The organism is uncultured Fibrella sp. (genome assembly GCF_964250085.1).
Taxonomy (GTDB): Bacteria; Bacteroidota; Bacteroidia; order Cytophagales; family Spirosomataceae; genus Fibrella.
This window is the reverse complement of the sequence record NZ_CAXUEC010000002.1, coordinates 389,886-416,662: the sequence shown is the minus strand read 5'-3', so window position 1 is coordinate 416,662 and position 26,777 is coordinate 389,886. Positions and strand designations below refer to the sequence as shown.

Annotated in this window: 20 protein-coding genes; 10 read left to right on the top strand and 10 right to left on the bottom strand. The window is 53.4% G+C overall.

Annotated features, from left to right (window positions below; all coding sequences use genetic code 11):
* Positions 1-88 precede the first annotated feature (88 nt).
* A complete protein-coding gene (locus ACFE8Q_RS07275) occupies positions 89-871 on the top strand; it encodes a phytanoyl-CoA dioxygenase family protein (RefSeq protein ID WP_375444708.1) in 783 nt (260 codons plus the stop codon).
* A 76-nt stretch (positions 872-947) separates the two neighbouring features.
* Here the strand turns inward: ACFE8Q_RS07275 and ACFE8Q_RS07270 are convergent, their stop codons facing one another.
* Positions 948-1,340, bottom strand: coding sequence for a hypothetical protein (locus tag ACFE8Q_RS07270; RefSeq protein ID WP_375444707.1), 393 nt, complete (start codon positions 1,338-1,340; stop codon positions 948-950).
* 86 nt (positions 1,341-1,426) lie between these two features.
* On the bottom strand, positions 1,427-4,894 hold the full coding sequence (locus ACFE8Q_RS07265) for a ThuA domain-containing protein (RefSeq protein WP_375444706.1): 3,468 nt from the start codon (positions 4,892-4,894) through the stop codon (positions 1,427-1,429).
* Positions 4,895-5,100: 206 nt separating this feature from the next.
* Between ACFE8Q_RS07265 and ACFE8Q_RS07260 the strand changes: the two genes are divergently transcribed.
* Positions 5,101-5,826, top strand: coding sequence for an NUDIX domain-containing protein (locus ACFE8Q_RS07260; RefSeq protein ID WP_375444705.1), 726 nt, complete (start codon positions 5,101-5,103; stop codon positions 5,824-5,826).
* Between the two features lie 77 nt (positions 5,827-5,903).
* Here ACFE8Q_RS07260 and ACFE8Q_RS07255 read toward each other — a convergent pair whose 3' ends face one another.
* Positions 5,904-6,701, bottom strand: coding sequence for an SDR family oxidoreductase (locus ACFE8Q_RS07255; protein WP_375444704.1), 798 nt, complete (start codon positions 6,699-6,701; stop codon positions 5,904-5,906).
* Positions 6,647-6,913 (bottom strand): hypothetical protein, encoded by a 267-nt coding sequence (locus ACFE8Q_RS07250; RefSeq protein WP_375444703.1) that lies wholly within the window; start codon positions 6,911-6,913, stop codon positions 6,647-6,649. Before ACFE8Q_RS07250 ends, ACFE8Q_RS07255 begins: the two co-directional genes overlap by 55 nt.
* A gap of 326 nt (positions 6,914-7,239) precedes the next feature.
* Here ACFE8Q_RS07250 and ACFE8Q_RS07245 point away from each other — a divergent pair, with 326 nt between their 5' ends.
* From ACFE8Q_RS07245 to ACFE8Q_RS07215, 7 genes are all read left to right on the top strand, one after another.
* Entirely contained in the window at positions 7,240-8,040 is an 801-nt protein-coding gene (locus tag ACFE8Q_RS07245) for a 2Fe-2S iron-sulfur cluster-binding protein (protein ID WP_375444702.1), read from the top strand.
* Between the two features lie 17 nt (positions 8,041-8,057).
* Positions 8,058-9,053, top strand: coding sequence for an FAD binding domain-containing protein (locus ACFE8Q_RS07240; RefSeq protein ID WP_375444701.1), 996 nt, complete (start codon positions 8,058-8,060; stop codon positions 9,051-9,053).
* A 109-nt stretch (positions 9,054-9,162) separates the two neighbouring features.
* Entirely contained in the window at positions 9,163-11,289 is a 2,127-nt protein-coding gene (locus ACFE8Q_RS07235; protein ID WP_375444700.1) for a xanthine dehydrogenase family protein molybdopterin-binding subunit, read from the top strand.
* 151 nt (positions 11,290-11,440) lie between these two features.
* The gene (locus ACFE8Q_RS07230; RefSeq protein ID WP_375444699.1) at positions 11,441-11,902 is read left to right on the top strand and encodes a helix-turn-helix domain-containing protein; all 462 of its coding nucleotides are present in this window, start codon (positions 11,441-11,443) and stop codon (positions 11,900-11,902) included.
* Between the two features lie 198 nt (positions 11,903-12,100).
* Positions 12,101-12,466 carry a hypothetical protein gene (locus ACFE8Q_RS07225; protein ID WP_375444698.1) on the top strand — a complete coding sequence of 122 codons (366 nt, stop codon included), beginning with the start codon at positions 12,101-12,103 and terminating at the stop codon, positions 12,464-12,466.
* Between the two features lie 499 nt (positions 12,467-12,965).
* On the top strand, positions 12,966-13,922 hold the full coding sequence (locus tag ACFE8Q_RS07220; protein WP_375444697.1) for a UTP--glucose-1-phosphate uridylyltransferase: 957 nt from the start codon (positions 12,966-12,968) through the stop codon (positions 13,920-13,922).
* Positions 13,923-14,090: 168 nt separating this feature from the next.
* Positions 14,091-17,447 carry a UTP--glucose-1-phosphate uridylyltransferase gene (locus ACFE8Q_RS07215; RefSeq protein WP_375444696.1) on the top strand — a complete coding sequence of 1,119 codons (3,357 nt, stop codon included), beginning with the start codon at positions 14,091-14,093 and terminating at the stop codon, positions 17,445-17,447.
* Positions 17,448-17,521: 74 nt separating this feature from the next.
* Here the strand turns inward: ACFE8Q_RS07215 and ACFE8Q_RS07210 are convergent, their stop codons facing one another.
* From ACFE8Q_RS07210 to ACFE8Q_RS07190, 5 genes are all read right to left on the bottom strand, one after another.
* Positions 17,522-19,969, bottom strand: a complete 2,448-nt coding sequence (locus ACFE8Q_RS07210) for a TonB-dependent receptor domain-containing protein (RefSeq protein WP_375444695.1) — start codon at positions 19,967-19,969, stop codon at positions 17,522-17,524.
* Between the two features lie 208 nt (positions 19,970-20,177).
* Positions 20,178-20,882, bottom strand: coding sequence for a hypothetical protein (locus ACFE8Q_RS07205; protein ID WP_375444694.1), 705 nt, complete (start codon positions 20,880-20,882; stop codon positions 20,178-20,180).
* A 31-nt stretch (positions 20,883-20,913) separates the two neighbouring features.
* On the bottom strand, positions 20,914-21,762 hold the full coding sequence (locus ACFE8Q_RS07200) for a DUF4097 domain-containing protein (RefSeq protein ID WP_375444693.1): 849 nt from the start codon (positions 21,760-21,762) through the stop codon (positions 20,914-20,916).
* Between the two features lie 25 nt (positions 21,763-21,787).
* Positions 21,788-22,573 (bottom strand): HEAT repeat domain-containing protein, encoded by a 786-nt coding sequence (locus ACFE8Q_RS07195; RefSeq protein WP_375444692.1) that lies wholly within the window; start codon positions 22,571-22,573, stop codon positions 21,788-21,790.
* On the bottom strand, positions 22,557-23,075 hold the full coding sequence (locus ACFE8Q_RS07190; RefSeq protein ID WP_375444691.1) for an RNA polymerase sigma factor: 519 nt from the start codon (positions 23,073-23,075) through the stop codon (positions 22,557-22,559). The genes ACFE8Q_RS07195 and ACFE8Q_RS07190 overlap by 17 nt, the downstream gene beginning before the upstream one ends.
* Before the next feature lie 188 nt (positions 23,076-23,263).
* Here ACFE8Q_RS07190 and ACFE8Q_RS07185 point away from each other — a divergent pair, with 188 nt between their 5' ends.
* Complete coding sequence (locus ACFE8Q_RS07185; protein ID WP_375444690.1) at positions 23,264-24,343, top strand: L-dopachrome tautomerase-related protein; 1,080 nt, start codon at positions 23,264-23,266, stop codon at positions 24,341-24,343.
* 179 nt (positions 24,344-24,522) lie between these two features.
* Here ACFE8Q_RS07185 and ACFE8Q_RS07180 read toward each other — a convergent pair whose 3' ends face one another.
* Positions 24,523-26,748 (bottom strand): xanthine dehydrogenase family protein molybdopterin-binding subunit, encoded by a 2,226-nt coding sequence (locus ACFE8Q_RS07180; protein WP_375444689.1) that lies wholly within the window; start codon positions 26,746-26,748, stop codon positions 24,523-24,525.
* Positions 26,749-26,777: the final 29 nt, after the last annotated feature.

Genomic DNA, 26,777 nt, shown 5'->3' with positions numbered 1-26,777 from the left:
AGGCGTCGGTGTTGACCGGTACGAAGTACGACAGGTATATTTGTGGGATGAGGATAGGACCAATGCTGTAGCTTTTCTTTCCCTGCCTATGGACAATGGCTTGACTAATACCCAGATCGAACAATTCATTCGGGATGGATTTGTGCGCATTGATAACGCCTTTCCGGCTGATGATGCGCAAACTGTCAGAGAGATTCTCTGGCAGGAGTTACCCGGCACACCTGATGACCCTACCACCTGGACACAACCCGTGATTCGGCTGGGGATGTATAACCAGGGGCCTTTTGTTCGAGCGGCCAATACGGCAGTACTTCACCGCGCCTTCGACCAACTCGTTGGTGCGGGACGATGGATTCCCTGCCAAAGCATGGGTACGTTTCCCGTTCGTTTCCCATCGGCTCTGGACCCAGGCGATACGGGCTGGCATGTCGACGCCAGTTTTCCGGGGGCAGACCCTGCCGATTATGTTGCCTGGCGCATCAATTTCCGCTCCAGGGGCCGCGCCTTACTGATGCTGTTCCTCTTCTCCGATTGCAGCGAGCAGGATGCCCCGACAAGAATCAGGATCGGTTCACACCTGAACGTAGCTTCGTTGATAAAAGAGGCAGGCGAGGAGGGGCTTTCTTTTATGGAGCTGGCTGGCAAACTGCACGAATTACCAGAACAGAACGAGGTGGTGGCGGTCGGTAAAGCAGGTACAGTTTACCTATGCCATCCGTTTCTGGTGCACGCCTCGCAACCCCACCGGGGAACTGAACCCCGGTTTTTAGCGCAGCCGCCATTGTTGCTGCGTGGTGAATTATGTATCGAGGGTTCGCCAACCGGATATATGCCCGTTGAAGCAGCTATTCGATTAGGCTTGCGCCTGTAACGAAAAACCCTCCCGATTTGTGGCTTAGTGCCACAGAACGAGAGGGTTTCCTCAGAAGGATGTAATTGCCTATTAACTATTTCACCCGTTTCGCAACGGCATCAAAGCTCATCAATGCGCCCTTGAGGTTGTCATTATCAACTTTTTTTAGGTCGATAGCGAGTTCGCCAGCCTGGGTTGAGTCGAAATAGATAACCAGCTTTTCAGGGCTCTCTTCCACTTTTGTAATCGGTAGCTTTCCGGCAGCGGCATCGGCAGTATTGGTTAGGTCGCCGGTCAGCTTACCGTCTTTACGAACCAGGTCGGCCACAAGCTTCACGTCGCCCATGGGTGTGCCGGCAATAGCTACTTCCCATTTTCCGACGTAGAAGTCGGTAGCAGTAGTAGCGGAAACCGGGGCGGTCGTTTGTGCAAAACTGCTGGCAACGCCAAGAATCAGGACGAAAAGGATAAGACTGAATTTTCTCATTTTTGGTAACTGGTTAATTGAATGTAAGTTGGCAATTGTTTAATCAGATGTAAAGTATAAACACACAAAAGTGTAGAAACAGGCACTTATTGTGCTGTCGCGTTCAGGACAACGTCGATGCCCATCACCACCATCAGGCTACCAACCGGATCTTTTGGATTGACAAAAACCAGATACACATCATGCGGCTTATTGTCGGTCGGAGTAGGTAGCTTAACCGGAATGGTCAAAGGAGACGGCGTGAAATCCATCTTCTCCGTGGCCTCCAGGAACGGTGATTCGCCGATCAGCTTACCGGTTGGGCTATCCAGGCGTACTTCAACCTTACCGCCTTTGGCGTTAAGCTGTGGTTTTGGTGCGGCGGCCATCACCCGAACCGCCGTAACGCCGGTCATATCAGTTTGTTTGAGGGTCATGTAAGCGCCTGATTTACCAGGAATCGCCAGGTTATTACCGCCAAACGACATTTTATTCACGTTGTCGTATTCGTCGAATCCATGCACGTCGATGGTGGCATTGCGCAACACGAATGTTTTTTCCGACTGGAGCGAAGGCAACCCATTGGCTCCCTTGTCTGCGTATAAGGCCCGTACAATGTAGACGCCTTTACCCTTGTCGTCTGCCGGTATTTTGGCCGTGTAGGTGCCAGTTGTCGGTAATGCACTAGTGCTGCCAGTTGTGCTCGATACGTTCAGAACATACTTGACCATCTCGGCAGCATCGGCCGCCGACAATTGTGGGTGAGCCGACATAGGCGTTTCGCCCCAGACACCACTGCCGCCCGCGATCACTTTTTTAGTGAGCCGTTCCAGCGCTGATTTGTCGTCTTTGTACTTTTTGGCCACGTCCATATACGCTGGTCCGATCGACTTTTTAGAAATGCTATGACAGCCTTTGCAATCGCTGGCTTCGATCAGCTTTTTACCACCGGCAAACAGGGCGCTGGCGTCGGCCGACCGGTGGCCCTGCGCAATCGCTATTTTATCGAAACCCTCCGGCAAGTAGTCGATATTTACGGCAACGCGTTCAGGGTCAATGCCTTTGCCAAGTGTACCGTCTTCTTTGTCGCTCACGTTGATTGCATATCGGAACGGTTTGTTGGGAGAGAAAAACGACTTATTGCTGCCGGGTAAATCAACACTCAGAACCGGGGCTTCATTGCCCGCCGTGATGTCGATCGATTGCGAGGCAATGCCTCCCTTTCCATCATTTACGGTCAGAACAGCCTTGTAAACGCCAGCTTTCGAGAGCGTGAGAGTGGCATCGGGCGTGTTGATGAGCCTGGTGAAGCCGTTTTTCGACGTGACTTTCCAGGAGTAGGTCAGTGCATCGCCATCAGCATCCACTGTTCCTTTCGATGTGAGTTTCAAGCCAAGCGGAACAGAGCCGCCCATCTTGTTGGTGGCTAGCTGAAGCTGCGGTTTGCGGTTACTGCCATTGTACTCGATTCGTACCAGCCGGGCGTCGTCGTTGGCCGAAAACCAGCCCGAGCCGTATTCAAGCATATACAGGTCGCCATTATCGGCAAACTCCATATCCATTGGGTTGCTGAATTTGTAGCTCGGCATAAACCGCTCCATCGACTGGAAATTGCCTGCTTTATCCATCGTCACAGCCATGATCCAGCCGCGCATCCAGTCGTAAGTCAGCAGTTTTCCATCATAGTAGTTCGGAAAAGCGTGGGGTGCGTTGGTGAACGCGTCGGCGTAATACACGGGCCCGGCCATCGCGTTTCTGCCGCCTGTTCCAACCAGCGGAAATTCGGGCGATGCGTCATACGGATACCAGATAAAGGCTTTCTGCGCCGCTGGAAGCACGTTCAGGCCCGTGTTGTTGGGAGAGGTATTCGTGGGCGCACTGGCATCCCACTTCTCGCCAGATTTGTTCGCGGCAAAATCGTATTTGGTATACGCTTTATTGTCGCCCACAAAATGCGGCCAGCCGAAATTGCCTGCCTTGCGCGCCTGACCCACTTCGTCATGACCGGCGGCGCCCCGGCTTGTATCTGGTTTAGCTGCATCGGGACCAACTTCGCCCCAATAGACGTACCCAGTTTTTTGGTCGACCGAAATACGAAAGGGATTACGGTGGCCCATCGTATAAATCTCCGGCCGCGTTTTGGCGCGGTCCGACGGGTCGGAGCCCTTCGAAAACAGATTGCCTTCGGGAATGGTGTATGTACCGTCGGCTTGCGGCTTGATACGGATTATTTTACCGCGCAGGTCATTGGTATTGGCCGATGATTTCTGGGCGTCCCAGGCGCTGCGGCCTTCCCGTTCGTCGCTTGGGCTATAGCCGTTCGAGCCGTGAGGATTTGTGTTGTCGCCTGTCGATAGATAGAGATTGCCAGCGCGGTCCCAGGCAATAGAGCCGCCCGTATGGCAGCATTCTTCGCGTTGGGTAGGTACGTCGAGCATTTTTTTCTCCGATGCCATCACCAGTTCATCGCCCTTCAGCTCGAAGCGTGACAGCACGTTCTTCGATTCTTTGGGGTCAGAATAGTAGAGGTACAGCCAGTGATTTTGCGAAAAGTTGGGGTCTTTACTGAGGCCCATCAGTCCATCCTCACCCATCGACTCCTTACCTTCCTTGCTCACGTATTTGGTGCTTACCGGAAGCGTGGCGATGGTTTTTAGCTCTTTCGTTTTCGTGTTGTAAAGCCGAACTTCCCCCTTGCGCTGAATGAACAGGACACGGCCGTCGCCCAGTACGCTGAGTTCCATTGGTTCATCTAGTTTCTCGGCCAGAATGGCTTTGGTGAACCGGTTTTCTTCGGGGCGTGCTTTGGTATAATCGAGTGGTTTCGGGGCCTCGCCGCCGGTCGTGTAATTGATCCCGGCCCATAAGTGAGTCAAAAATAAGGGCTCGGCAAACGATTCATCGGTATGGCCCATCGCCGTGTAAAAAGACCGGCCACCGTCGAATTCCTGATACCAGCTCATGGGGTGGAAATCAGGGTTGTTGCCGCCAATGTAGCTTTTGTCGTCAATTTTCAGGACGACATTGATCGTTGGCGAAATGTTTTTGAAACTGTAAAACTCATCGGTCCGCTCAAACTCGTCGGGCATTCCCTGGGTCGCCCAATGGTTTTTCATCGTCACGATAAACTTCCCTTTCTGTACGTTACTCGGCGTTGACGGATGGTCCAGGAAGTAGGCACCGGCCAGTTTGCCGTACCAGGGCCAGTCGTACTCTGTATCGGTTGCTGCGTGAATACCAACGTACCCACCACCTGCCTGGATGTAGCGCTCAAAGGCCGTTTGTTGCTCGTTGTTGAGCACATCGCCCGTAGTGCTCAGGAACACGACGGCGTTGAACTGCTTCAGGTTCGGCTCGGTAAACTGGGTCGCATCTTCCGTGAAACGTACCCCGAACCCTTTTTCGGTGGCCATAGCAGCCAGTGCTTTCTTGCCCGCCTCAATCGACTGGTGGCGGAACGAGGCTGTCTTACTAAAGACAAGTACATTTCGTTTTGGCAATTGAGCAAAGGCTGACTGAACCAATAGCCATAAACCCAACGCCAGCAGGTTGATTCTTAAGGAGTTTTCGCGCATTATGATTGATATTTTACTCGTTTGAGCAAAGATAAACACGAAAAAAATTTATTGTCTAAATTTTAGACAATAAATTTTAGGCAATTTTGTGCTCTTATAATACCATATGCGCAAGTAATGACGCCACTAAATCAATCGGGAACCGACGATTGGCAGGCTGTCTATCTTTGTTCTCTCACGATTCCCGATCATTAGCCCAAACTCCCATGTACTCCCCGAGCGAACAGAACTACATTCAACAGCTTTCGATCGACTGCGTCATTTTTGGCTATTGGGAAAAACAGCTTAACGTACTTGTACCAAAGCTGGATTTACGAGGCGATTTCTGGGCGCTTCCGGGCGGGTTCATTGTGCAGGAAGAAAGTATAGATCAGGCCGCTCAGCGTATCCTGAAAGACCGAACGGGGATTCGGGATATTTATCTGCAACAGTTCCGGGTGTTTGGCGAGGCCCGGCGAAATAACGCTGAACTGCTTGAACGGATGAGCGAACTCAACCAGGATAAGCTGGGATCGGTGTGGCTCAACGCAAAGGAGTTGGAGTGGATTACCCGCCGGTTTGTGTCGATCGGGTATTATGCACTAGTAGATAGTCGGAAGGTAGTTCCCCGAAAAAGCGGGGTCGATGAGACCATCGGGTGGTACCCAATTAAGCAATTACCCACGCTGATTATGGATCATAACGAGATCGTGGCGCAGGCACTGGAAGCCCTGCGATCAACCATCGATCAGAAGTTGCTTGCGTTTAATCTGTTGCCCGAAACCTTCACGATGAAGGAACTACAGGAACTCTACGAAGCTATTTTCGACAAACCTTTCGCACGCAATAATTTTCAAAAGAAGATACTGGATATGAACGTCCTGGAGCGCCTAGAAAAGAAGTTTACGGGAGCAGCCAATAAAGCACCATACCTGTATCGGTTTCAACGGTAAGTATGTAACACGGACTTCAGTCTGTTTTTTCTTGTAAAGAACACGGACTTCAGTCCGTGTTCTTTACTCAATCTACATCAGGGTTGCCCTTTACCGCCCGACGAGCCATACACCTGACCTGTAGCGTAGCTGGCATCGCTGGCGGCAAGCTGTACATAAATGGAAGCTAACTCCGCTGGTTGACCGGGCCGACCCATCGGCGTGTCACCACCAAAAGTTTTTAGTTTTTCCTGAGTAGCTCCACCGCTGGGCTGCAACGGCGTCCAGATCGGGCCGGGTGCAACGCCATTCACCCGGATACCCTTCGGACCCAGTTGCTTGGCCAGCGACTTCACGAAATTCATCGTGGCCGCCTTGGTCTGAGCGTAGTCATACAGGTTGGGAGAGGGGTCATAGGCTTGCTCGGAGGTGGTGCCAATAATGGCTGATCCAGCCGGCATATGCGGCAACGCGGCTTTTATGATCCAGAATGGCGCGTAAATATTGGTCTTCATGGTCGCGTCGAAATCTTCCGACGTCAGATCCAGGATGGATTCACGCTGTTGCTGCCGGGCCGCATTGCTGACCAGGATATCCAGTCCGCCCAATCCTTTCAACGCCTCGTTGACCAGGCGTTTGCAAAATGCCTCGTCACGAATGTCGCCGGGAATGGCAATGCCTTTTCGACCAGCTGCTTTGATCAGCGCAATTACCTCTTTGGCATCGGGCTCTTCGGCGGGCAGGTAGTTGATCGCCACATCGGCTCCTTCCCGCGCATAAGCGATAGCTGCTGCCCGGCCCATACCCGAATCGCCACCGGTAATTAACGCCTTGCGCCCTGCTAACCGGCCTGACCCTTTGTAGCTGGTTTCGCCATGATCAGGCTTGGGGTCCATTTTGCCGGCCAGTCCTGGCCAGGGTTGCGGCTGCTCCTTAAACGGTGGTTTGGGATACTTCGTAGTCGGGTCTTGCAGGGGGCTGCCGTCGGTGCCGCAGGTGTATACGTTGATTCCGAAGCGGCCAGTACGGGTGTGGCCATGACGGTAGCTAATCCGCCACCGATTCCGCCAATTACCTGGCGTCTGCTGAGTTGGTTCTCACTGTTCATTCGTGTATTCTGTTGTTGAGTAAACCTAAACAATATACTACTTCTATAGAATATAATATTTAACTGAAATTAGCGGGTAAGGTTACCGTTCCGGTAAAGATTTTAAGCGGCGGTAAATGAGAGTGCCATGTGGATTGGTATTGATGTGGGGGTTTCTTGGCGTTGCCGGTGGCCAACTGAACACACCGCCATTTTTGTTTACTCGTTGGTAAGATGTCATAACATAAGGTGTCGCTAACGGGTTATTTCTGATTGACACGTACCTGTACCGATACCTGTTGCAAAGCACTCTACTGCAACTCCTGAATTCTCCAAACATCGACCTAATGGACGAGAACCAATCCCCTGATCTGTCGGAAGACGAAAAGAAGTTATTCGAAGATTTGATGCCCGAAGACCTGACCGAAATTCTCGATACAGGCGTAAACCGGCGTCACTTTCTGAAACTGATGACTCTGGCTGGTGGAGGCATGCTGGCCGCCCAATCGGCCGTGGCTGAGCAGCTATTTGCCAGGCCGGTTAGTGCCCAGATTCCAGCGGATTTATCGACCGCAACCATCGAAAACGGCGTCAACGTATCGATCAACGTCAACGGCGCAGCCCGTAAATTGATGGTCGATTCCCGGATGACCCTGCTCGACACGCTGCGGGAACGGCTGGACCTGACCGGTTCTAAAAAAGGCTGCGACCACGGTCAGTGTGGAGCCTGTACCGTAATTGTCGATGGGCAACGGGTACTGTCTTGCCTGACGCTGGCGGCTAGCTGCGAGGGCAAAACGGTGCAAACGATTGAAGGGCTCGCCAAAGGCAACGCCGGATCGTCGGACCGCCTACATCCGATGCAGGAGGCGTTTCTCAAGCATGATGGTTTTCAGTGCGGCTTCTGCACGCCCGGCCAGATCTGCTCGGCAGTAGCCCTGATGGATGAAGCCAAAAGAGGCGACGCCAGCTATGTGACCGAAGATCTGCGTAGAAAGACAGGCCCGGTTCAACTGTCGACCGAAGAGATTCGGGAGCGGATGTCGGGTAATCTATGTCGCTGTGGAGCCTATCCCAACATTGTTGCCGCTATTCAGGAAGTCCACAGTGGAAAACCAGTCGAGCAAACTTTCCGATTTTCGGCCTAATTCATCAGCCCACATCCATGAGACCATTCACCTATACCCGGGCTAAAGATCCCTCGTCAGCCATTAAGGAGCTGGCCGGAAACCCGACGGCAAAATTTCTCGCGGGCGGCACCAACCTCATCGATTTGATGAAGGAAGACGTCGAGCGTCCCACGGCTATTATTGATATCACAACGCTGAAGCTGGCCGAGATTAAACCAGTGACTGCCGGGACCAACAAGGGTGGTATTTCCATCGGTGGGCTAGGCAAAAACACCGATGCCGCCAACCATCCGTTAATCCGACAGCACTACCCGTTACTGACGCAGGCCATTCTGGCGGGCGCCTCGGGGCAGATTCGAAACATGGCGACCAACGGCGGTAACCTGCTGCAACGTACCCGCTGCCCTTATTTTTACGAAGTGTCGATGCCCTGCAACAAGCGCGAGCCCGGTAGTGGCTGCGGTGCACTGGAGGGTATAAACCGGCTGCACGCCATCTTTGGGTGGTCTGAGAAATGCGTGGCCGTGTACCCGTCCGACATGGCGATTGCGCTGGCGGCACTCGACGCCGTGGTGAAGGTCCGAAACGCCAGCGGTCAGGAGCGAAGCATTCCGTTTGCTGATTTCCACCGCCTGCCGGGCGATAAACCTGAGCAGGATACTAACCTGGCGCATGGCGAACTGATCACCGCCATTGACCTGCCCCCCAACAAGTTTGCCGACAGATCATACTACCTCAAGGTGCGCGACCGGGCGTCGTATGCGTTCGCCCTGCTTTCAGTGGCGGCCGGGCTGGAGGTTTCAGGAACCAAGATCGTGCAGGCACGAATTGCGATGGGTGGCGTCGCGCACAAACCGTGGCGGGCACTGAAAGCCGAGCAGTTTCTGGCTGGTAAAGAAGCAACAGCCGAAAACTTTAAGCTGGCCGCTGCCGCCGAAATGGCTGATGCCAAACCATTGGAACACAATAAGTTTAAGGTAGAACTAGGCAACCGTAGCATTGTGCTGGCGCTGCAAATGGCCATGAAATAGTAGTCATTTGCTACGCTGTCATTGGTCATTGCCAGTAACTAATAGCAGTGCCACGTAATGACTAATGACGGCGCAGCCTAATGACAGCGCAGCTAAATGACTTTTTCTTATGCAAGACAACAAAAAACTTACTGGCACGCCCGTCAGCCGCATCGACGGGATCGCCAAGGTGACGGGGAAAGCAGCCTATTCAACGGATTACCCGGTCAGGAACCTCGCCTACGCCGTCATTTTCAAAAGCACGATTGCCGCCGGAACCATTCAAACCATCGATACTGCCGCCGCCGAAAAAGCACCCGGTGTACTGGCCGTCATTACCCATACCAACGCCCCGAAACTCAACGTCAACGGGGGTATTCGGGGTGGTGCCCTGTTGCAAAGCCCCGAGATTGAATTTTACGGACAGCATATCGGTATGGTCGTTGCCGAAACGTTTGAGCAGGCCCGTCACGCGTCGCATCTGGTCAGTGTCACCTACGACAGGAAAGAGCCGAAAGTTGATTTTGAGAAGCTGGCAGAAGATGCCGTACTTCCGAAGGAAAAAGACAAAGCCGATGCTATTCGCGGCGATGCGAAAGCGGCGATGCGCGAGGCCGAGTATAAAGTGGAGCAGGTGTACGAAACGCCCATCGAACACCACCATCCGCTGGAGCCCCACGCCACCATTGCCGAATGGAATGGCGACCGGGTGACCCTGTACAACAGCTCGCAGATTGTGAACGGCGCACAAAGTGCAGCGGCCAACACCCTGAACATCAAAACGGATCAGGTACGTATCGTTACGCCCTACATTGGCGGCGGGTTTGGCTCGAAAGGTGGGCAGTGGGCTAATCTGGTGCTGGCGGCTGTGGCGGCCAAACAGGTGAATCGTCCGGTGAAACTGGCGCTGACCCGTCAGCAGATGGTTAACTCGGTCGGGATGCGGCAGCGAAATCTGCAGAAAGTGAGTTTGGCTGCTACCAAAGACGGTAAACTAACGGCACTGGCTCATGAGATCACTACGCACGGAGCCATAAAAAATGAGTTTGTCGAGCCCTGTGGCGATTGTTCGAAGATCATGTACGACGTACCCAACTCGCTCATCACCTACCGCACGGTGCCGATGAACGTGATCATTCCTACCTACACGCGCGGCCCCGGCAAATCGACCGGGAGTTTTGCGCTTGAATCGGCGATGGACGAACTGGCCTATGCCTTGAAGATGGACCCGATTGAGTTGCGCCTGAAGAACGAGCCCGAACGCGACCCATCGAACGGTAAACCCTGGTCGTCGCGCAAGGCGGTTGACTGCCTGAAGGTTGGCGCAAAGGCGTTTGGCTGGGAGAAACGCAAAGCCGAACCCGGCCAGAATCAGCAGGGAAATTACTTGATTGGCTACGGCGTTGCCTGCGGAACGTACCCGGCGCACCAGCGCCCCACGTCGGCCATTGTGAAGCTGAAACGAACGGGTACCGAGATCATGGCCACCGTTGAGCTGGCCGCTGCTGACCTGGGAACAGGTACGTATACCATTCTGACCCAGACAGCCGCCGACGCGCTGGACCTGCCCCTGCGCAATGTCAAGGTCATTCTGGGCGATTCTGACCTTCCGCCCGCCGCTGGTGCCGTAGGTTCGGTGGGCGCATCCAGCTACGCCAATGCGGTGAACGATGCCTGCCAGAAAATCACGGATGAGTTGCTCACCCGATCGGGCAAGCAGTACTTCGCCCGCCCTACGGCTTCGCAGTTGATGCAGTCCGAAAAGCTGACCGATTTCCAGACCCGTATCGACGCCAAACCACTGGAGAGCGCCGAAGAGTACTCAGCCCACAGCTTCAACGCCAACTTTGCCGAAGTGGCCGTAAACCGGTTTACGGGCATGGTTCGGGTGAAGCGTTTTCTGGCGGTGACGGGTGCTGGCACCATTTTGAACCCAAAAACAGCCCGTTCGCAGATCATTGGCGGCAACATCTGGGGTATCGGCATGGCCCTGACCGAAGAATCGGTGCTCGATCCGCGCTGGGGCAATTTCGTGACCCGCTCCTTCGCCGATTACCACGTACCTGCCAACCTCGACATCGGCGATATGGACGCAATTTTCATCCGGGAAGACGATCAGAAAGCCAACAGGATGGGTATAAAAGGCATCGGTGAAGTGGGCATCGTAGGTGTAGCTGCCGCCGTAGCCAACGCCATTTTCAACGCCACCGGCAAACGCGTCCGCGAGTTACCGATCACGCCGGATAAGTTGTTGTGAAAATTAACAGTTCGCGAAAGCCATGCTTGACACTTCCTACCTAAGCTGTCAGGTGTGGCTTCTTTGCTTTTGTGCTTGATACTTCGATTAGACCAGAAACTTTGTTTCGTTTATTTCGTTTATCGAATTCGTACGAAAGGCAATAAAAGATATGGAAACCATTGTTGAGAGACCAACTTTACAGGATCAGCAAGTAGCCCGCGAATCACTTCCGTTTTTTGCGACGGCCATACAGAACGGCACGGCAGGAGTAAGGATTCAGGTACAGAATGAGTCTGAGGCAGGGAATTCATTCTCCGTTACCATTCCAGCTAAAGCGTTTCACTTATTAGCTGTTATCTTATCTGGCATGGCTGAAGGAAAGGGGATATCGCTTGCTCCTTCTGATTCAGAAGTAAGCACACAGCAAGCGGCCGACCTATTGGCTGTGTCGAGGCCACATATTGTCAAATTACTGGAAGCGGGGGCAATCCCATTTAGGAAAGTAGGTAGCCACCGACGTATTTCGCTGGCAGATGTACTTGACTACGCTACTAAGCAACAGATTGTGCGTGACCAGCAGTTGGCATTCTTAACCCAACAGGCGCAGGCGCTTAACCTGGGATATGAATGATACAGGGAGCGAAGATGGCGCGCTACTTGACGCATGTGTACTGTATCCGGCACCTATACGAGATTTACTATTATATCTGGCTAATGAGGGGTTATATGCCCCAAAATGGACAGACAGAATTCATGAGGAGTGGACGCGCAACCTGTTACTGAATCGACCTGATTTAACTGTACACAGCTTCAACGAACCACAGAGGCAATGGATAATGCTTTTCCTGACGCAACTGTGCAAGGGTATGAAGCGATGATTCGTTCTCTTAGACTACCTGATCCAGACGATCGCCACGTGCTGGCAGCAGCCATTTATAGTCGTGCCCATATCATTGTTACAGCTAACCTAAAGGATTTTCCCGCCGATTATTTAGGTACGTTCAATTTAGAAGTTCAGCACCCTGACTTGTTTGTCGTAGGTCTGCTCGAGACAAATCCTAATGAGGTATTAAATGCTTTTCTTAAACAGGTGGCCAGCTTACGAAATCCACCCAAAAGGTCCATTGAGGTAATTCAGACCCTAAAAAAAGCCAACCTTATCAACACTGCCGATGCGTTGGTAACAATGTTGTAAGCGCTGTGGATGAGTGCCACCGGCAAACGCGTCCGCGAACTGCCGATCACGCCGGATAAGTTGTTATAGCGCGTTGCCGAATATGAACAAAGCCCCATCTAATGCTGCCTATTGGCATTAGACGGGGCTTTGTCATGTACTAATGGGTACGTTTCTGATCGTTATTACGGTTTAATCTTCACGATCTTGTTATCCCGAATCACTACCAGTTCGGAATTCTTTTGCCTTTTGAAGGCAATCAGCCGTTCATAGACTTTATCCATCCCGGCCACAAGCTTGTCATAGGCATGGATTACGGCCTCGTTGAGTTCCTATGGACTGTACCGGGCTTCGCAGCCCAGTTGTATAGACTTTCACATTTCCTTTCACCAGGTACGTTTCACCAGGTACGTTGATATACGTGAAACAAGCCATACGGTAGCAACTTCGCTTTGGGGTCGTTTAATTGGGTTCTTTTGGCAAACTTTGGGCATCGAATTGATTTTGCTGTCCGTTCCCAATGAAAATAAGAAAAGCCGTTATTACCGCTGCTGCCCGCGGCGAACGATTGTATCCCGTTGCCGACACCATTCAGAAAGCCATGCTGCCGGTTATCGATATTGATGGGCTTCATAAGCCCGTTATTCAGGCCATTGCTGAAGAAGCGTTTCTGAGTGGAATCGAAGAGATCTGCGTGGTATGCGCCCCCGGTGATGGCGAACGCTACATCAACGCCTTCACCTCCCTGCGGGATAACCTGGTTAAATCGTTTAAAAACGTAGACTGGGCGCGTCAGGAAGCCGAAAAAATCGATCACCTCATCAGTCGCGTTCAGTTTACCGAGCAACCCGAGCCGCTGGGCTACGGGCATGCCGTTCACTGCGCCAGGGACTTCGTCAATAACGAGCCATTCCTGCTGCTGCTTGGCGATTACCTGTACGTATCGAACCTGGTTGGCAAACGTTGCGCTGCTCAATTGATTGAACTGGCTACGGAGGAAAATTGCTCGGTATCAGCCGTTAATCCCACAATCGAGCACCAGATCGGGCGCTATGGCACCATAACCGGCAAGCACGTACCCAATAAGAGCGGCGTGTATCAGATCGAGAAACTCATCGAAAAGCCATCATTGAGCGTAGCCGAACTGGAACTGCAAACGCCCGGTTTGCGGGTGGGTTATTACCTGTGTTTCTTCGGCATGCACGTGCTGACGCCCACCGTTTTCGACATCCTCGAAAAACACATTGCCCAGGGCAGTTCAAACACGCCATTAACCCCGTCGCTTCAGGAACTGGCCGAGACGGAAACGTACCTGGCTTTGGAAATGAAAGGCAATCGGTATGACCTGAGCGGCCGGACTGGCCTGATGCGGGCGCAAATGGCGTTGGGCCTGGCGGGCGAAGCGCATGACGAAACGCTCACCTCGATGGTTGAATTATTGGCAGAAGCAAATACAAGAAAGGCGCAACTAGTGTAAATGGGCGAAGGGGCTTGGGTCGTGTTGCTTTCGCGTGGCCCTTCGACAAGCTCAGGGTGACAACTCACCCAAGCACGTGAATGACAATCTTGAGTGGGACTGTCACCCTGAGCTTGTCGAAGGGCCACGCGAAAGCAACATGCCCCCTCTGCCCAAAATCAACACAACATGAATGTTTTTATAGAAACCATTACGTCTGCTGATCCCACTACCCGCAACCGATCCTTCTTTGACCTTAGCCGCACGCTCTCTGCCGCTAACCTGCTGAAGGCGCTGCGGGAACTGGATGATTTTCGCAAGTCGACGCCGAACCTGTACGACAAAGTACGGGCCATCCTGTTCCTGTCGGCTGGCTTTCGCTTTTCGCTGACCGACGCCCCGGAAACGCCTGCCATCGGCAAAATACCCTACGCTGGTTTTGAAGACCTGCTGGCGCGTCGGTTTGAGCAGGCCATTGCCCGGTTCTTGCAGGACCTCGACAGGCAGGGGCCAAGTGCTACGCTGTTCAGCGCCCTGGCCGACAGTTATCATCAGCTATCGTTTCAGATTCTGGCCGATCAGGTTCGGAAAAGCGTGCGGTCCAGCAAAGGCAACCAGTGGATGTTCCGCGTGGGGCATCAGACCGAGCACCCGATTCGCATCCAGCCCAAACTGCTGCAACGGCCCGACAACTCGCTTTTTTACCCCATCCTGCACGAACAAACGTCGGTGCGGATGGACCTTACGCATAGTGGCTGGTCGGATATTTTCTTTCTGGGCATGGATTACCCCGAAGGTGCCCGCGTCATCAATATCTCTATTGATCTGGGCGTTTTCGGTCGTGACAAAGATATCCGGCCACCGCTGGAATGCTTTGTTCGGGTTATTTCGGAACCCGTTTTGCGCCTCACCAGCGTCGATCTGAATACCACCAAGGATATTCACGACCTGGCCGATCTGTTCAATTTCGGGAATGACTACCTCAGTCTGGTGAAAGCCGGGGTAATTGCGTCGGGCCTGATTCCACCTTCGTTTGAAGGCACAAACCAGTCGCTGCCCGAAATCCTGACCCGGATTGTGGCACCGGGCATGGGCATCGAACTCGTCACCAAAGTGAACGACATTCCGAAGGGCTCCCGCTTTGCCGTGTCGACCAACTTGCTGGGCTCCATCATCAGCCTATTGATGCGGGCTACGGGACAAACCCGCAACCTGGAAGGTGGACTGGAAGAAAGCGAACGCCGACTGGTGGCTTCCCGCGCCATTCTGGGCGAGTGGATTGGCGGTTCGGGCGGTGGCTGGCAGGATTCCGGTGGGGTCTGGCCGGGTATCAAAGCCATTCAGGGTACGTTTGCGCAGGAAGGCGACCCTGAATATGGCATTAGCCGGGGTACGTTGCTGCCCCGTCACCGCGTGTTGCAGGGCGACGAAGTACATCCCGACATTCAGGAAAAAATCATGAACTCGCTGGTGCTGATGCACGGCGGCATGGCGTCGAACGTCGGACCGATTCTGGAGATGGTGACCGAAAAATACCTGCTTCGGGGCGATAAAGAATGGGTGGCCCGGCAGCAAACAAACCAGATTTTCGACAATATTCTGGGAGCCATCAAAGAAGGCGATATTAAGAAGCTGGGGGCCAACACAGCCCGAAACTGGGAGGGACCCATCAAAACGATCATCCCCTGGGCCTCGACTTATTTCACCGAACAGATCATTGCCAAGGCCAAAAAGCAGTTCGGCAACGACTACTACGGCTTCCTGATGCTCGGCGGCATGTCGGGCGGGGGCATGGGCATGTTCGTGAACCCGGCGCAGTACGAGGACTACAAGATGCAGGTGCTGGACATTCTGCGGAAGACGAAAGCCGAACTATCCGATTCGCTGCCCTTCGCGATGGAGCCGGTGGTCTATAACTGGAGCATCAACCCGCGTGGCACCTGGTCGACCCTGCACGAAGGTGCTGAAGCGATGATGCCGGAACCGTACTACGGCATTCACGTGTCGGAATTGGTCAGGAAAGACCCGGCGACTATTCCGTATGGTCGGCGGGCCGAAATAGATTTCTTTACCACACACTGCGAACAGAATAACCAGGCCTATCCGTTGCTGCGTACCATTATCAGCAATCTCTTCAAGGTGTCGGACCCTACATCGCAGGGCAACCGGAGCGTGGAGAATGAGAAGGCCGACCGGATCAAGAAAGACAACGGATTCGACTTCATTCAACACGAAGAAATTCGGGAAGAAATCCAGAAAGGACGTATCGGCTTATCCCGCAACCGACTTCCCGTGGATACGTCGATTGACGATGTGCACCCCGGCGATATTGTTCAACTCGAATCGGTAACTGCGTCGGCGAAGGTGGGCGAGGCAGCCATTCGGGCCGGGAAAGTGGCCGTTCTGAGCCTGGGGGCCGGTGTCGGCAGTCGCTGGACAAAAGGGGCGGGGGTAATTAAAACCATCAACCCGTTTGTTGAACTCGACGGGGCACACCGGAGCTTCCTGGAAATTCACCTGGCGAAAACACGGAAGCTGGCCGAAAAATACGGTACCGCCATTCCGCACCTGGTGGCAACCAGCTACATGACGCACGAACCCATCCGTAAGAAGCTGGCCCAGACGGGCAACTTCGGGTATGCCGGCGCAACGTACCTGTCGCCGGGCCGGTCTATCGGGCAGCGTTTTGTGCCAATGGAGCGTGACCTTCGTTTCATGTGGGAAGAAACACCGCAGGAAATGCTGGATGAAAATAAGCAGAAAGTGCGTGACGCCGGGCGGCAGGCCATGATCAGTTGGGCCAAATCGAAAGGCGAAGGCACCGACTACGTAGACAACATTGCCGCCCAGCGGTTTTCGCCCCTCGGGCACTGGTACGAAGTGTCGAACCTGTTGCGCAACGGCACGCTGGCCAAACTGCTCGCCGAGCACCCGGAGGTAGAAACGCTGATGCTGCATAACATCGATACGCTCGGCGCCGATGTGGACCCGGCCGCCCTGGGTCATCACCTGGAGTCGAGCAATGCGCTGACGTTTGAGGTGGTTCCCCGCCGAATCGAGGACCGTGGGGGTGGACTGGCGCGCGTGAACGGCCACATCCGACTGTTGGAAGGGCTGGCGCAACCCCGCGAAGAAGACGAACTGAACTTGAGCTACTACAACTCAAACACGACCTGGATTCAGATCGACGCACTGCTGCAACTCTTCGGCCTGACCCGCGCCGATCTTCAGACCGGCGATGAGGCGCAGTTAGCTAAAGCAGTTCGTAGCGTGGCACATCGGATACCGACCTACGTGACGCTTAAAGACGTGAAATACCGGTGGGGACATGGGCAGGAAGATATTTACCCGGTTGCGCAGATCGAGAAGCTATGGAGCGACATGTCGGCACTGACCGATGTGAAATGTGGCTACATGGTGGTGCCCCGGTTCCGTGGTCAGCAGCTTAAGGACCCGGCCCAGCTAGACTCGTGGGTCACCGACGGCAGTAAAGATTACGTAGCTACGCTCTGTACGTTTGATGCTGTTTTACCCCCAACCCCCTGAAGGAGGCTCCTGCTCCGCGATTTAGTAAGCGGAGCAGGAGCCTCCTTCAGGGAGTTGGGGGTAAAACAGCTACCTCACCGCCCGCCTGCGTCGTCGTTCTGGACTTTTTTGCTTTGTTTGCCGCCAGCACTCATCTGACCAAACCGCCACTCGAAGGCCAGCCGAACTGAGCGACTGACGAAGAAAGAACGCGCTTCCGATTCAAATGAGGGGCCCGACTGGAGGTTGGTTTGGGAAACGCCCCGGTTGAACGGGTTGTTGACCCCAAGGGTCAGGCTTGCTTTTTTGTCCATCATTTCCCGCTTCAGCGCAAAGCCGTACCAGTAGAAACTCGACCCCGATCCCTGCAACATAATCCAGCCCGAATTGACGTTGGCGTTTGCCTGAAAGGTGTAATTATGGGGCAGCTTGTACGTGCTGCTCACATTCATATTCCCCACCAATCCGCTGTTGCTCTGGTTCAGGGCAACGCTGGTCAGGTCTACGTACCGCGCATCAACGCCGCCATTTAGCGTCCAGTTTTTGTTGGCCTGCCCCGATACGTTCACGTTCAGGCCGTAGGCTTTGCGCTGGGCTATGTTCTGCGGCTTGCTCAGGGAAATGCCCGCTTCATCGACTGTTCGGATGTATTCGATGGCGTTGTCGGTCATGCGCCAGTAGAAGGCCGAGTTGATCGACAGGCCCGCTTTAGTCGATACACTGTGGCCGAGTTCAATGGCGTGGTTTAGTTCAGGATTCAGATACGGATTGCCCGTTTGCAGGTTGCGCGGGTCGCTGGCATTTACCCACGGGTTCAGAAACCAGAGCTGAGGGCGCTGAATCCGTTGTGTGTAACTCGCTTTTAGCGTGTGCGTTTTGATGGCTTTCGAGATCGTGATACTCGGAATCAGATTCGTGTATTGCGTATTCAGTTTGGTTTGAGTAGTCAGGAAGTTACCGTCGATCACCGTTTTTTCGAACCGGGCACCCAGGTTGAGATTCCATTTCTGTTTGGTTTCGACCCGCAGGGCGGTATAGCCCGAATAGATGTGCTGGTTGTAGTCGAAATCATTCGATTGCGTGGGGTCGGTAACGAAAGGTGACTGACCGTCAGCCGATTGCTCTACTCGGTATTCGCTGCCAATGTCGCGCCGGATGACTTTCAGGCCCGTTTCGAGCTTGAACTGCATCGTGTCGCGGCTGGTTCGAATCAGGAACGGATAGGTGTAGTCGGCCTGGAGCGTGTATTCTTTGTTACGGCTGTAGTTTGTGCTGTGCTGCCGGAAACTAAGTTGCTCGGTTTCGTTCAACGTGTAGCGGTCGGTATCGTAGAAGTAATTGTCGGGCATCCGGCTAAACTGCGTCAGCAAGGTGAACTCGGCCGGGGTCGCATTTGCCCCGCGCTTATTGAATGTTTTGGTGTAGCCCAGATCGAACTGGGTGTTGCCGTAGGGATTGCGAAACTGAATGTCGTTGCGGAACGTCTGTAACGGGTTGCCCGCCGGATCGGTGAGGCGGTTGAGAACGGAGCTATTGTTGGGATACGATCCGCCCCAGGCATTGGCCGAAAAGTTGATCCGGCTCGTTGAATCAGGGTCATAATCCAGGCTGAACTCCCCGTAGCCGCCCGTTCCGGTATTGTCAGCCGCACTTTGTTGGAACAGATAATTCAACGGCTGACCGGCCGAAAGGGTCGTGCGTGTGATCTGTGCTTCCCGAATGTTTCGGAACTGATACCCGCTGGCCGATAGTGAAACGCCTATCTTTTTGGTTCTCACCGAGAGCTTTGTGTTCATGCTCCGGTTCATGTTGCCCAGTGAGGCCATCACCGATCCATTGAACCCCTGAAGCGCTTTTTTCGTGATGATGTTAATCACGCCCGCCGCGCCCTCGGCATCATATTTGGCACCGGGACTGGTGATCACCTCCACCGATTTGATGTTGTCGGCAGGCATCTGTTTCAGCGCATCCGCCAGGTTGCGGGCCATCATCGCCGATGGTTTACCGTTGATCAATACGCGAATGTTGCTGTTGCCCCGCATCTGAATGTTGCCGTCCAGGTCCAGACTCAGCGACGGTACTTTACGCAACACATCAGCGGCCGAACCACCCACATTGGAGATGTCTTTCTCGGCGTTGTAGACCAGCCGATCGCCCTTTTCCTCGATCAACGCTTTCTGCGCCGTTACCGTCAATTCACTAAGTGTGCGGCTATCAGACACCATTCGAATCGCGCCGATAGCCATCAAGGGTTGATCGATTGATAGGGTAATGGCCTGGCTGTTAGCAGTATACCCTACTGAAGACAGGGTGACGGTGTAGCTGCCCGGCGCTATGTTTGCCAGTTTGAACGTACCTGAGCTATCAGTAGTGGTGCCGACAATGAGCGCAGTGGCTTTCCGTAACGCGACGGTGGCAAAGGGAACCGGCTTTGTCGTTACCGAGTCGATAAGCGACCCGGTAACGGTGACTTTAGGGGCAGATTGGGCAAAAGCGGTCCCAACCCATAGCGCCAGGGCGGCTACAGCTAAAAAAAGCTTCATAAGAGGTTGATTGATGTTAAGCGGTCATTACGATACGTCCGCTGTGGCGTAGCGTTTTATCGATTGATAGTCAAAACTAGGCGCTACCTTCAGGCTTGTGTAGAGAATGGGGTAAAGGGGCCTGAAAATGGGATGAACCTGAACTTAACTAGCACTCAAAAGATGCACCGCCCCCCTAAACGTTGCACGACGGGCAGAAATGACCTTATTATTTCTCTTTTCGTAGAAAAATATTGTTGCTAATCGACTCCAGCCGCACCTCCGGGCCACCGCTAAGTACCGTGCCTTCCAGCAGATAACCAACGATGGGGTGCTTCTCGCGTTTGTTCTTGAAATCGATGCTGAGATCGGAATACACTTCACCCGTAATGGTTTTCATGGCCACCGTTGCTCCCTTGTTTCCTGCCCAGCCCACATCGACAAACCCACTGATCGACTTAGCCCAGACCGGGCTTGTGGCTCCCTGAATGTCGATGTTTCCATTGATCGTTTCTACGCGGAGGGCGGCCTTTCGAGGAAGAAAAATGACGTAGTTGATCGTGCTACAAACGGAGTAAGACGTTCCGTTTCTATCTGTTTGCCAGGTCGATCTGTTTCCGTTGCCTGGGCAATCTTCAGATTTGCCCTGCTTGATCAATTCTTTATCGAAATCGGTTGTCAGTTTCACTGCCTGATCAGTCGAGCTTGTTTCAACAGTAAGCGCATCGTTGAGCTTGCCGTTGTTGATGGTAGCGGCAATCCGCACCGACACATCTGATTTGTCCCAGTAACGTACCTGGATGCTATCACCGAATCTCAGATTGAGATGAACCGCCTGACCCGATGAGAGAGGCAGCGATTTAGTTATGATTTTCTGGGCAATAACAGGTGCTGTGAACGCCAGAATTAACAGGAGTACAAACGTGTTTTTCATGGGGGTAGGAGAGGAAATGTGAGTGAATGCCTTACTTCTGCTTGCGGATATAGATGTCGCTGTTGATCGTTTTCAACTGTAGATCAACTCCGCCGCCGTTGGTCGTACCATTAGAACTATACCCGCCACCCATGCGCGTAAGGCCATCTTTTTTGTTCACACCAAAATCGAAATCAGAGTAGATGCCGCCATTGATGTTGCTCAATTTGAAGTTGGCTTTGGTGGTAGCAGGCAAGGTGACGTCGATTGAACCGTTGATGGTTGTGATGGCCGTTGGCTTACGCTGATTTAGCGTCGAGAAGGCTACTTTAACTTCGCCGTTAGTCGTGTTAGCCACAATAGGCCCGGTCACGTCCGTTAACGAAATGCTGCCATTATTAGTCCGAAGCTCCAGGTCGCCATCCACGTTCTGAATGGTCACGTGGCCCATATTCCAATTAATCTGTTCGTATAGGATCGCCACTTTCTGCGGGATACGAATCGTATAGGGGACATTTCTCGGCGAAGCACTTTCGATGTGGAGTCCTCCATCTTCTGTAGTGACCGCCAGCCCAATACCCGTGTTGTCTACGGCTGAGTTATACAGTGGCCGGAGACCTTTCGCCCGTTCGGGCACCACCGGTAGTTTAGCAGAAGTCTGAATGATCAGTTCGTTACCACTGTATCCCTCAATCTTCAGGTTAGCAGCATTTAACGTGATCGTCACTTTCTGGTCAGACGAATTGGTCAGTTTGGTCTTGTATTCTTTAACCTGCCCTTGTACCACGTCTCCTTCTTCCGCTTTGTATTGGCCGGAACCAGATTTAGTTTTGTTTTCCTGCGCATAAAGCACGGTGAATCGACTCAGGCATAAAATGCCTAGTAACATCATTTTTTTCATGACTCTAGAAATTAGTTGATACCTATTAGGAAGGAGATTGAGATGAGTTGGTTAATACGCCGATTCCTTCTTCGGCTTTTAAGCGCACTACTTCCAGCACCTGCTGGTTGCGGGCCAACGACTGCATTTCGGTCGTAGCCCGTTTCTCTTTAATGGCCACCAGCGCGTCGATCAGCGTTAACTGCACGTTTGGGTCTTTCTGAATCCGCAACGACTGAATCAACGCTTCACGAACGCCTTCTTCCCGCTCGAAGTGAAGTAGCGCCTGGCAAGCGGCCAGCCTCACATTGACGTTGGCGTCGAAGTTGAGCGTATTGACCAGTAACTGGGTAATCTCGTGGTCGGCCTGGTCGAGGTCATAACTCTGGTTCACGGCCTGAATGCGGTCGCTGGCCGAGGTCTGCTCCATTGCGTCGAACGCCAGCACTTTTTTCATCGTGGCGGCTTCTGGCTGATCACCAACAGCCGATACCGGGCTGTCCGATAAGCTTCGGCCAGAGTATAGCCGCCCGCCTGCAAAGCCGATTAGCAACAACGTGACGCCCGCCGCCAGTCGAAGTCCCCAGGTTGTAAGCTGCCGGATTTTACCAGCAGGTCGTGATGCTTCCTTCTGATCAAAACGAGCTACAAAATCAATCGGTGTTTGCTGTAACTGCGTAGTGGCTACATACTGAAACAGGGACGCATGGCGCTGTAAATGAGCGGGTAGCTGTGTAGAATTCTGGAAAAAATCGCGCAGTATTTTCTCTTCCTCCAGCGTTGTTTCGCCCTCATAATAGCGTGCCAGCAACGCATCAATAGTTGGATTCATAGTCATTTAGTTTTACGTAACCGTCTCGTAGTCGTTGCCGCGCCCGCGATAAAGTCACCCGGATCGTGTTAAGCGATAGGCCGGTTACCTGTTCAATTTCTTCAAAGGAATACTCTTCTACATCGCGCAGATGCAGCACCAGTTTCTGCGTTTCGGGCAGCTCATCAATCAGCCGTCGCATTTGGCCCGCACTGTCGGTCAACTCCGTTTGTCGATAGGGCGAAAGTTGGTCGGCAGGTACGTTACCCAGTTCCGCATTATCGACCGGCTTCCGTCGGTCATGGGCCTTCAGACGATCCAGACACAGGTTTTTAGTCATTTGAACGGCCAGGGCTTCCACGCTTTGATAGGTATCCAGTTGTTGTCGGTTGTCCCACAGTCGCATCATTACATCCTGCAAGGCATCCTCAGCATCTTCATGGTTGCGTAGAAAAAGCGTAGCCAACCGGAAGAGCCGATTCTGAACAGGTAAAATCCGTTGCTTGAATGCGTGTAGATCCATTTCAAGGACAAAGACGACTGACCGCGATAAACATTACAAGGTTGGCGAAAATTTTCAGTACAGGTTCGTAGCGCAACCTTCAGTCGGGGACGCGCTACGCAAACAAAAGGCGATAAAATTGGTAGGGTATAATGACTTCGTTTTAGTTTCTCAAGTGGCCCAACTGACAACTAGTTGTCTAATAGACGATGAAAAATCTGCTTCTTTCTCTGCTAACGACAACCGTACCTGCCTTACTTGCCATGGCCCAGACCGACCCTAAACTGGTTGAGGTGGCTGAGTTTGGCCCCTATCAACCGATTGGGCTGGCGGTGTCGAATGACGCGCCGCGTAGCCGTGTTTTTGTGACATTCCCTAAGCGGGCAACCTACCGGTACGGGCTGGCCGAGATCGTTGACGGGCAGCGCCGACCGTATCCAAACGCCGAATGGAACCAATGGGACTCGCTGAAACCGCAGGATCGGTTGATCAGTGTGCAGGCGCTGTTTGTTGATCCGACCAACACATTATGGGTGCTCGATCCGGCTAGTCCGGCTGGTAGTCCAACCATAACGGACGGGATTAAGCTGTTGAAAATCAGCCTGAAAACGAATAAGGTCGTGCGGGTTTACCGCTTTGAAGATTTGCCCCGTGAACAGACCGGCCTCAACGATGTACAGGTAGATTCAGGGCGGCAGATCGCTTACCTGTCGGATCCCGGACGCTCGGCTATTGTGGTGCTGGACCTAACAACAGGCAAGAGCCGAACCGTACTAAAGAACCATCCATCAACCGTTGCCGACCCCGGTTTCAAGCTGGTCATTGAGGGAAAGGAGGTTAGGGACGAAGCTGGCCGGATGTTCAGCAGCAACGTAAATGGCATTGCTCTCACACCTGATTCCCGCTATCTCTACTACCGGGCTATCAACCAGACGAAGCTCTACCGAATTGCAACAGAGCTGTTAACAAACCCCGGCCTGACACCAGAGCAGGTGGCGGCGGGCGTGGAACTGATGGGCGAAACAGGCGTTTCGCACGGCATGATCGCCGACAAGGCGGGTAATATCTACCTCACCGACTCGCCGAACAAGGCCATCCGTCGGTTCACGCCCACCCGGCAACTGGAAACGATTTTCCAGGATGATCGGCTGCTGTGGCCCGACAGCTTCGGTATTAGCCCCGACGGGTATCTGTATGTCACGGCGGCCCAGATTCACCGAACGGCGAAGTATAATGACGGACAGGATAAAGTCACCTATCCGTTCAGATTGTTCAAGGTCAAGTTGTAAATGGTTATTGGTTAATCAGTTGATTGGTTATTGCTGACGCGTGGCCCTTCGACAGGCTCGGCGCCCCCGGCTCAGGGTGACAGGACACCTAGGTACGTTGATGACGACCTTGAGTGAGCTTGTCACCCTGAGCCGGGGGCGCCGAGCCTGTCGAAGGGCCGCGCGGCGGCAATAACCAATCAGCCAATAACCGTCTCCACCGTGATCGGCAATTCGTAGTGGCGTTTGCCAGTAGCGTGGTAAACGGCGTTGGCAATGGCAGAAACCGTACCCACAATGCCAATCTCGCCAATTCCTTTTACCCCCGCCGGGTTTACGATCTCGTCGTTTTCTTCGATGAAAAAAGCGTCGATGTTGCGTATATCGGCGTTGACAGGTACGTGGTATTCGGCCAGATTTGGGTTCATCACCCGGCCTGTCCGTTGGTCGCGGGCGGCATATTCGTGCAGGGCCATACTGACGCCCCATACCATACCGCCCAGAATCTGACTTCTGGCCGTTTTTTCGTTGACGATTTTTCCGGCCGCGATCGTCGCCAGCATCCGGGAGACACGTACCTCACCCAGGGCCTCGTCCACGCGCACCTCGACAAATACGGCTCCGAAGGCATTCATGGAATAGTTGTCCTTTTCGGCTCCCGACGTTGATTTTACCGTTGCTTCGACCGGTTTATTGCCGTTTCGTTTCAACAGGCTAGTAAGCGACTCGCCCTTTGTAGGGTTCGATTTCGATTCGAGCCGGCCATTTTGGGCAACCAGATCGGCGGCGGCAGCGGCATATAGGGGCGACTTCTTATCGCTATAGGCCATCTTCTTTAGTTGCTTGAGTACATCTTCTGCCGCTTCTGCTACGGCCGACCCGGTAGTGACCGTCGTGCGCGAACCACCCGATCCAACGGCTTCGGGATAGTTTGAATCACCTGCTCCCAGCGTCACGATATCGGGCGACAGGCCCAGAATATCAGCGGCAATCTGCGTCATGATCGTGAACGTACCTGTGCCCAGATCCTGTGTCGCGGTTTCGAGGCGAACGGTCCCGTCCGTGTTCAGGCGCAGCATGGCCGACGACTCGCCCCGGTTGACGGGATATACGGTGGTAGCCATGCCGGTGCCGATCAGGTAGTTGCCATCGCGGGTAGCGCGGGCTTGTGCGGGCCGTTTCGACCAGCCAAATTTATCGGCACCCTGCTGGTAACATTCCCGAAGTGATTTGCTCGTGTAGGGCAGATTCTTGTGCGGGTCTGTTTCGGCATAATTGACCAGCCTGAACTGGAGCGGGTCCATCTTTAGCTGGGTAGCCAGTTCGTCGATGGCACATTCCAGCGCAACAACGCCCGGTGCTTCACCCGGTGCGCGCATAGGCGAGGTATACCCAACATTGGCTTTAATGAATTTGTGGGTTGTAGCCAGGTTGGGGCAGGCGTAGAGCATCCGGGTGATGGTGCCGCCTGGTTCCATGAAGTCATCCATCGTGCCGGTCTGGGCCACCGTATCGTGCGACATGGCCGTCAGTTGGCCCGTGGCAGTGGCTCCGGCCATCATAGCCTGAACAGTGGCCGACCGTGAGCCAACCATGCCAAACATGTGTTCACGCTTTAGCACCAGTTTCACCGGCTTGTTAACCAGTTTAGCCGCCATTGGCCCAAGTATCGATTGCGAAAATGTGGTGCCTTTACTGCCAAAACCGCCGCCCAGAAACTGAGTGATCACCCGGACGTTTTCTTTTGGAATACCGAACAGCTCAGCTACCCGCTTCTGGTTGGCCGAAATGCCCTGGGTAGCGTTGTATATCGTCAGTTTATCGCCCTCCCAAACAGACAGCAACGCGTGCGGCTCCAGCGCATTGTGAAACTGCGTGGGAGTGCGGTAGGTGGCCTCCAACTTAGCTGTTGCCTCGGTCATTCCCTTCTTCATATCACCCCGTAACGTATCCACCTGATCATCGTAACGGGGTAGCTGCTTGGGTGTCTGTGCGCTTTTGATGTTGGCGGGCAGTTCCGGCTTGTAGGGTTGCGCATCGTAGGTTACCCGAACCAGCGAAGCGCCTTCAACGGCCCGCTCGAACGTATCGGCGATGACCATCGCAATAGGCTGGTTGTTATAATGCACCACATTATCCTGAAACACGTGCAACACCCGGTCGGTAGCTACCTGACTGGTCTTGTTCTTGTCCATACCGCCCAGCTTTGGCGCATTTTCATGCGACATTACGGCCAGCACGCCCGGTAGTCTGAGCGTTTCGGTCGTATCGATTTTCTGAATTCGGCCAGTAGGGATGGTGCTCATCACCAGCACACCATGTACCAGACCGGGATGTTTTATATCGGCTGAATACCGGGCCGAGCCGGTGACTTTCTGCTTCCCATCGATGCGGTCGATGGGATCACCTATGAGTTTCTTTGCCATGATGTTGGGGGATTGGTTAATGGATGATT